General features: G+C 56.9%; 5 protein-coding genes and 2 rRNA genes. 6 read left to right on the top strand and 1 reads right to left on the bottom strand.

What is annotated here, in order from left to right; all coding sequences use genetic code 11:
- Together B7L15_RS11545 and rrf are read left to right on the top strand one after the other, a co-directional pair.
- Positions 1-1119, top strand: a 23S ribosomal RNA gene (locus B7L15_RS11545); the annotation flags it as partial.
- A gap of 148 nt (positions 1120-1267) precedes the next feature.
- A 5S ribosomal RNA gene (gene rrf / locus B7L15_RS11540) occupies positions 1268-1383 on the top strand.
- Positions 1384-1661: 278 nt separating this feature from the next.
- On the opposite strand, the gene hisC is transcribed toward rrf, so the two are convergent.
- Positions 1662-2723 (bottom strand): histidinol-phosphate transaminase, encoded by a 1062-nt coding sequence (gene hisC, locus B7L15_RS11535; RefSeq protein ID WP_085919119.1) that lies wholly within the window; start codon positions 2721-2723, stop codon positions 1662-1664.
- A gap of 161 nt (positions 2724-2884) precedes the next feature.
- Here hisC and B7L15_RS11530 point away from each other — a divergent pair, with 161 nt between their 5' ends.
- From B7L15_RS11530 to mnmH, 4 genes are all read left to right on the top strand, one after another.
- Positions 2885-3331: a copper resistance protein NlpE N-terminal domain-containing protein gene (locus B7L15_RS11530; RefSeq protein WP_085919118.1), complete on the top strand. Its 447-nt coding sequence runs from the start codon at positions 2885-2887 to the stop codon at positions 3329-3331.
- A gap of 77 nt (positions 3332-3408) precedes the next feature.
- Positions 3409-4782 carry a DNA repair protein RadA gene (gene radA / locus B7L15_RS11525; protein ID WP_085919117.1) on the top strand — a complete coding sequence of 458 codons (1374 nt, stop codon included), beginning with the start codon at positions 3409-3411 and terminating at the stop codon, positions 4780-4782.
- Positions 4783-4836: 54 nt separating this feature from the next.
- Positions 4837-5874 (top strand): selenide, water dikinase SelD, encoded by a 1038-nt coding sequence (gene selD / locus B7L15_RS11520; RefSeq protein WP_085919116.1) that lies wholly within the window; start codon positions 4837-4839, stop codon positions 5872-5874.
- Positions 5871-6977 (top strand): tRNA 2-selenouridine(34) synthase MnmH, encoded by a 1107-nt coding sequence (mnmH, locus tag B7L15_RS11515; protein ID WP_085919115.1) that lies wholly within the window; start codon positions 5871-5873, stop codon positions 6975-6977. Before selD ends, mnmH begins: the two co-directional genes overlap by 4 nt.
- The last annotated feature ends 3 nt before the right edge of the window (positions 6978-6980 follow it).

Here is a 6980-nt window from a genome sequence, read left to right as displayed (position 1 = left end):
CACAGCACTCTGCTAACGCGTAAGCGGACGTATAGGGTGTGACGCCTGCCCGGTGCCGGAAGGTTAAGTGATGGTGTTAGCCGTAAGGCGAAGCTCTTGATCGAAGCCCCGGTAAACGGCGGCCGTAACTATAACGGTCCTAAGGTAGCGAAATTCCTTGTCGGGTAAGTTCCGACCTGCACGAATGGCGTAATGATGGCCACGCTGTCTCCACCCGAGACTCAGTGAAATTGAAATCGCCGTGAAGATGCGGTGTACCCGCGGCTAGACGGAAAGACCCCGTGAACCTTTACTATAGCTTCACACTGGACGCTGATGTTGCCTGTGTAGGATAGCTGGGAGGCTTAGAAACCCGGACGCCAGTTCGGGTGGAGCCAGCCTTGAAATACCAGCCTGGCATCATTGGCGTTCTCACTCAGGTCCGTTATCCGGATCGAGGACAGTGTGTGGTGGGTAGTTTGACTGGGGCGGTCTCCTCCCAAAGCGTAACGGAGGAGCACGAAGGTACCCTCAGCACGGTCGGACATCGTGCAATGAGTGCAAGAGCATAAGGGTGCTTGACTGCGAGACAGACACGTCGAGCAGGTGCGAAAGCAGGTTCTAGTGATCCGGTGGTTCTGTATGGAAGGGCCATCGCTCAACGGATAAAAGGTACTCCGGGGATAACAGGCTGATACCGCCCAAGAGTTCACATCGACGGCGGTGTTTGGCACCTCGATGTCGGCTCATCACATCCTGGGGCTGAAGTCGGTCCCAAGGGTATGGCTGTTCGCCATTTAAAGTGGTACGCGAGCTGGGTTTAGAACGTCGTGAGACAGTTCGGTCCCTATCTGCCGTGGGCGTTGGATGTTTGAGAAGGGCTGCTCCTAGTACGAGAGGACCGGAGTGGACGCACCTCTGGTGTTCCGGTTGTCACGCCAGTGGCATTGCCGGGTAGCTATGTGCGGACGGGATAACCGCTGAAAGCATCTAAGCGGGAAGCCCCCTTCAAGATGAGACATCCCTGAGGCCTAGAGCCTCCTGAAGGGCCCAGCGAGACCAGCTGGTTGATAGGCACGGTGTGGACGCGCTGCAAGGCGTTGAGCTAACGTGTACTAATGGCCCGTGAGGCTTGACCCTATAACACCCAAGGGGTCTGGTCGTGATGATAACGATGAGTGTTGAAGCACTCAGAGAACCGGATACGCGTACTGAGGCAAGTGTTGATGACACAGGGCTTGGTAAGAGACGCACACAAAGCACAGCATGATAGGCATTTAAAGTTACGCCTGACGACCATAGCAAGCGTGAACCACCTGATCCCTTGCCGAACTCAGCAGTGAAACCGCTTCGCGCCGATGGTAGTGTGGGGTCTCCCCATGCGAGAGTAGGTCATCGTCAGGCACTTATTTAACGAAGCCCCGGCCATTTGGTCGGGGCTTTGTTTTTAGGGGTCTCCCCATGGACCCGTTTGTCGGGAACAAACGGGAACCGCTTTAGCGGGCCCGAAGGGCGAGTCTCAGGATGAGACGAGTAAAGTAGTGGAGAGCCGCCCTGATCATCGTCAGGCACCTATACCGCAGAAACCCCCGAGCACATCGTGCTCGGGGGTTTTTGTGTGCGTGGAAGAAAACCGCTATTGAAAAGGCGGCTTGCGCCGCCCTTAAAAACGATGCTGGTCATTAACCGCAGATCACTTCCAGCGCTTCAATCAAGCTGTCCATCTCGTCATCGGTGCCGATGGTGATGCGCAGGAAGTTGTTGAGTTCCGGGGTATTGAAATGACGGACCAGGATGCCGCGTTCACGTAAGTCAGCAAATATCTGAGCCCCTGCATAATCAGGGTGCTGGGCAAGCACAAAGTTAGCCTTGGAGGGCAATACCTCAAATCCCAGCACTTCAAGGCGCTGACGGGTACGCTCACGGGTGGTAATCACATGCTCGCGACAGGCTTCAAAATGCTCGACATCCTTCAGTGCGGCGATGCCCACCAGGCTGGCCAGACTATCCACGGGATAAGAGTTAAAGGAATCCTTTACCCGCAGCAAGCCATCAATCAATTCCTCCGAACCTACCGCATAGCCAAGGCGCAGGCCTGCCAGGCTGCGGGATTTGGAGAATGTCCCGGTAACGAGCAGGTTGGGGTAGCGGTCAATCAACGCTACAGCGCTCTCAGCGCCGAAATCGACATAGGCTTCATCCACCAATACCACACGATCCGTGACCCGGTTAAGCAGCGACTCAATGACCTCCAGCGAGTGTGCGTGGCCGGTAGGTGCATTCGGGTTGGCGAAGATAACGCCGCTTCGATGAGTTTCCGCCGTCAACGCATCGATATCGACTTCCCACTGCTTATTGAGTGGGTGCTTACGCAACTCAACGCCATAAAGATTGGCGTAAACGGGATAGAAGCTGTAGGTAATCGAGGGAACGTCTAGCGGCGCGCCATGGCGGAAAAACGCCTGAAAGGCAAGGGCGAGCACTTCATCGGAACCATTACCGACAAACACCTGGCTGCTGGCTACCTTAAACGTCTCCGCGAGCGCCTCACGCAGCGCTGTAGAGGTTGGGTCCGGATAGAGACGCAGATGATCGGTTGCATAATCGCGGAGCGCGTTGCCGACACCAGGGGCAGGCGGGTAAGGGTTTTCATTGGTATTGAGCTTTACAAGCTGCTCACGTGGCTGCTCACCGGGCACGTATGGCGTAAGTTCGCGAACGGCCGGACTCCAGTATTGGCTCATGGGGGTAACCTGATTATCCTTGCAAGATAGCCCATGGTCGCTTGAAGGCTAACTGAGCGCAAGCATTCAGCTCTCAGGGGTGGGCGTCGCACCTTGTAGGCGTTATGCTGTCACAAGTGCGCGTAACAAAGAAAATGTCCAACACGATAAGGAGAGACCCAATGCAACTCAGGAGTTTGCTAGCCGGTTCGGCTATGTTGGCACTTCTAGCTGGCTGCGCGAGCGGCCCAATGGAACAGCCGCAAGAAGAGGAAGCGACCGCACAGGCGACTTATCAGGGCTCACTGCCTTGCCGTAACTGCGACGGTATCGATCTGGATGTCACCATGATGGGTGAAGAAATGAGTGCTGCAGAAGAACGCACCTTCACGCTGAATGCGTCCTATCGCAACCATCCGCAAAATCCACCGGATGAAAACTATCAAGGTAATTGGGAAGTTCTCAGTGGAACACCATCGAATCCCGATGCCACTGTTTACGAGCTGACGCCTAACGGCGATGGCCAGATCTATTACTTTTTACGCATCGATGAAAGCACCTTGGAGTTGATCGACCCCGAGCGTCGTCGCTTTGAAAATGGTGAAACGCTGCAGCTTACCCGCCAGTAACGGCACATGTTGCACATGTAAAGGCGGCCATTGGCCGCCTTTTGTGTATGTAATGAATGAAATGGAGGCTCACTGCGGTGGCAAAAGCCAAAAGCGCTTTCGTTTGCACCGAATGCGGTGCGGAATACCGGAAATGGCAGGGGCAATGTTCCAGTTGCCAGGAATGGAACACGCTAAGCGAGGTGCGTCTGGCAAGTGCCCGCCCCGGCAGTGGAGCTGGTGGCACCGGGCGGGCAGGCTATGCGGGGGATCACTCTCGACAGATTGTAGACCTTGGCCAGGTTGATCTCAGCGAAGTCCCGAGGCTAACGTCGACCTTTGCCGAATTTGACCGTGTGCTGGGCGGTGGCCTAGTGCCAGGTTCTGCGGTGTTGTTGGGTGGTAACCCTGGAGCAGGGAAGTCGACGCTACTGCTGCAAACCGCCTGCAAGCTGGCCCAGCAACGACGTATCGTCTACGTGACGGGAGAGGAGTCGCTTTCTCAGGTGGCCATGCGTGCCCATCGACTGCAGCTCCCCACCCAAGGCTTGAAGATGCTGGCGGAAACCAGTGTGGAGACCATTCTGGCAGTAGCCGAACGGGAAAACCCCGAGGTTCTGGTGATCGATTCGATTCAGACCATGCACCTTGAAGATATCGCCTCGGCACCGGGTGGGGTTGCCCAGGTACGTGAGTCGGCCGCGGCTCTCACACGTTTTGCCAAGCAAACGAATACCGTTCTGCTATTGGTGGGGCATGTCACCAAAGATGGCACGCTGGCAGGGCCGAAAGTACTTGAGCATATGATTGATGCCTCGCTGTTACTTGAAGGTGGGGCCGACTCCCGTTTTCGTACCCTGCGCGGCCAGAAAAACCGCTTTGGCGCTGTCAACGAACTGGGCGTGTTCGCCATGCTCGAGCAGGGCTTGAAAGAGGTCAAAAATCCCAGTGCGATTTTCTTGTCCCGGCAGGAAGAGCAAGCGCCGGGCAGCCTGGTAATGGTGGTCTGGGAAGGCACGCGGCCTATATTGGTAGAAGTGCAGGCGCTGGTGGATGAGTCGGCGCTGGGTAATCCACGGCGGGTGGCGGTGGGCGTGGATCAGAACCGCCTCGCCATGCTATTGGCTGTTCTTAACCGCCATGGCGGTTTGTTTACCGGCGACCAGGACGTGTTTTTAAACGTCGTGGGGGGCGTCAAGGTACTCGAAACCAGCGCGGACCTGGCCGTGCTTTTGGCAGTTGTTTCCAGCCTGCAAAACCGTGCTTTACCACGAGAACTGGTGGTGTTTGGTGAAGTCGGCCTGTCGGGCGAAATACGTCCGGTGCCGAGCGGGCAGGAGCGGATTACCGAGGCGGCAAAGCATGGCTTTCAGCGAGCCATTGTGCCACGCGCCAACGCCCCGAAACAGCCACCAAAGGGGATGGAGGTCATCGCCGTGGATAAATTGAGCGATGCGCTCGATGCCCTCTAACCGGTTGCGATTGGGTTACACTGAATTGATATCAATGAGCCAAGGAGAGACACCATGAGTTCCATTCGATTAACGCAATACAGTCATGGTGCTGGCTGTGGCTGCAAAATTGCGCCCGATGTCTTGGATCATATTCTTGCCAAGGCAGGCCCTGCGGCCAAGAATAAGCGGCTTGTCGTCGGTAATCAGGGGCGTGAAGACGCGGCTGTTTATGACCTGGGTGACGGTCGCGGCATGATTGCCACCACTGATTTCTTTATGCCCATTGTCGACGATCCGTTTGATTTTGGGCGTATTGCCGCCACCAATGCGATCAGCGACGTCTACGCCATGGGCGGCACCCCGGTCATGGCGTTGGGGATTCTGGGCTGGCCCCTGGATAAATTAAGTGCCGACGTCGCCGGTGATGTGGTGGCCGGGGCCCAGGCCGTCTGTCGTGAACTTGGCGTGTCTCTGGCGGGAGGCCATTCCATCGACGCGCCCGAGCCGATATTTGGGCTGTCGGTGAATGGCCTGGTGGAGCTTGATAAATTGAAGCTAAATTCCCATGCCAAGCCCGGTGACCTGCTGTTCCTTACCAAACCGATTGGCGTTGGCATGCTCACGACGGCGGAAAAACGTGGCCTGCTAGCCGCGGGCCATCATGGGTTGGCACGCGAAACCATGCTGCAATCGAATCGTATTGGGGTGCCGCTGGCTGAGATAAAAGGCGTGAATGCCATGACGGATGTCACCGGGTTCGGCTTGGCTGGCCATCTGTCCGAGATGTGCCGAGCCAGTGGTGTCATGGCACAAATTGATTTTCGTCGCTTGCCGCGCCTGGCTGAAGCGGAAAGCTATCGTCGGCAAGGGGCAGTGCCTGGTGGTACGCAACGCAATCGCGATGCGCTGGGCAGTGCGCTACCCGATATGGATGAAGCCCACTGGCAATGGCTGTGTGATCCACAAACCTCAGGTGGCTTGCTGCTGGCGGTCGATCCGGCGTGGGAAGACGATGTCGAACGCATTGGACGTACGTTCGGGCTGACGTTGCAGCCGTTTGGGAAGCTCAAAAAGCCCCAGGGCGAGTCACTGATTGAGGTTATCGGGTGATATTGCCAACGGTGTCTGCCGATCTTCAGCTTATTCGTCAGGGCCATCCATTGATTGATGTACGCGCGCCTGTTGAGTTTGCCAAGGGGGCCTTGCCCGGTGCTGTCAACTTGCCACTGATGGAAGATGAAGAACGCCGCCGCGTCGGCATTGCGTACAAGGAACAGGGCCAGCAAGCGGCGATTGCACTGGGCAACGAGCTGGTCAGCGGGGCCGTCAAGGAGGCCCGTATGGCAGCTTGGCGGGATTATTTGACCCGTCACCCCGAAGCCGTGATTTACTGTTTTCGAGGTGGCTTGCGCTCGCAAATTGTTCAGCAGTGGCTTGCCGAGTCAGGCGTGGTCAGGCCACGTATCGAGGGAGGCTGGAAAGCGCTGCGCCAACGCCTGATCGCCCATATAGATGTGGCGGCTCAACAGCCACTGCTGATAGTGGGCGGTTTGACGGGCTGCGCTAAAACAGTGCTGGTCAATCGCTTAGCCAATGGCGTCGATCTGGAAGGCTTTGCCAAGCACAAAGGCTCCGCCTTTGGTCGTTCGCCTGAGCCTCCACCTTGCCAGATCGACTTTGAACACCGATTGTCAAAGCGCTTGCTTGCGCTTCCCGGTCCTCTGGTGGTGGAAGACGAGTCGCGGCAAATAGGTGAAGTGAATGTGCCGTTAAGCTTTTGGGGTGCGATGGAACACGCGCCGCGTTTACGCGTCGAGATGCCCCTGGACTGGCGTCTGGAGCAGCTGCGGCGCGACTATATTCTCGATCTCGAGCACGCCTACCGGCTCCGTTACGGGCCTGAAGAAGGGTGGCAGCGAATGTGTCGGCAGCTAAGTAACGCCTTGTTGCGGTTGAAGAAGCGACTGGGCAACGAGAGGTTGCAGCGGTTGCAGAGGCTGCAAGCACTGGCTTTTACGGCGCATGAGCAGGGCAATACACAAGCGCACGAGGCTTGGCTAGCCCCGCTGCTCACGGAATATTACGACCCCATGTATCGCTATCATCTGGAACGCCAGCGTGACGCTGGTGTACCTGAATACCACGCGGGGGACTGGGAAAGCTGCCTGGCGGCGGCCCGCCAATGGAGCCTCGACCAGACAACTGCTCGCTAAGCA

It is taken from the genome of Halomonas sp. CSM-2 (genome assembly GCF_002119345.1).
GTDB lineage: Bacteria > Pseudomonadota > Gammaproteobacteria > Pseudomonadales > Halomonadaceae > Vreelandella > Vreelandella janggokensis.
The sequence above is the reverse complement of the archived record's forward strand: the minus strand, read 5'-3'. Positions and strand labels throughout refer to the sequence as shown.

Bases quoted from the DNA above. Each gene is read 5' to 3' on its own strand.
- hisC (WP_085919119.1), bottom strand. From the start codon at position 2,723: ATGAGCCAATACTGGAGTCCGGCCGTTCGCGAACTTACGCCATACGTG.
- B7L15_RS11530 (WP_085919118.1), top strand. From the start codon at position 2,885: ATGCAACTCAGGAGTTTGCTAGCCGGTTCGGCTATGTTGGCACTTCTA.
- selD (WP_085919116.1), top strand. From the start codon at position 4,837: ATGAGTTCCATTCGATTAACGCAATACAGTCATGGTGCTGGCTGTGGC.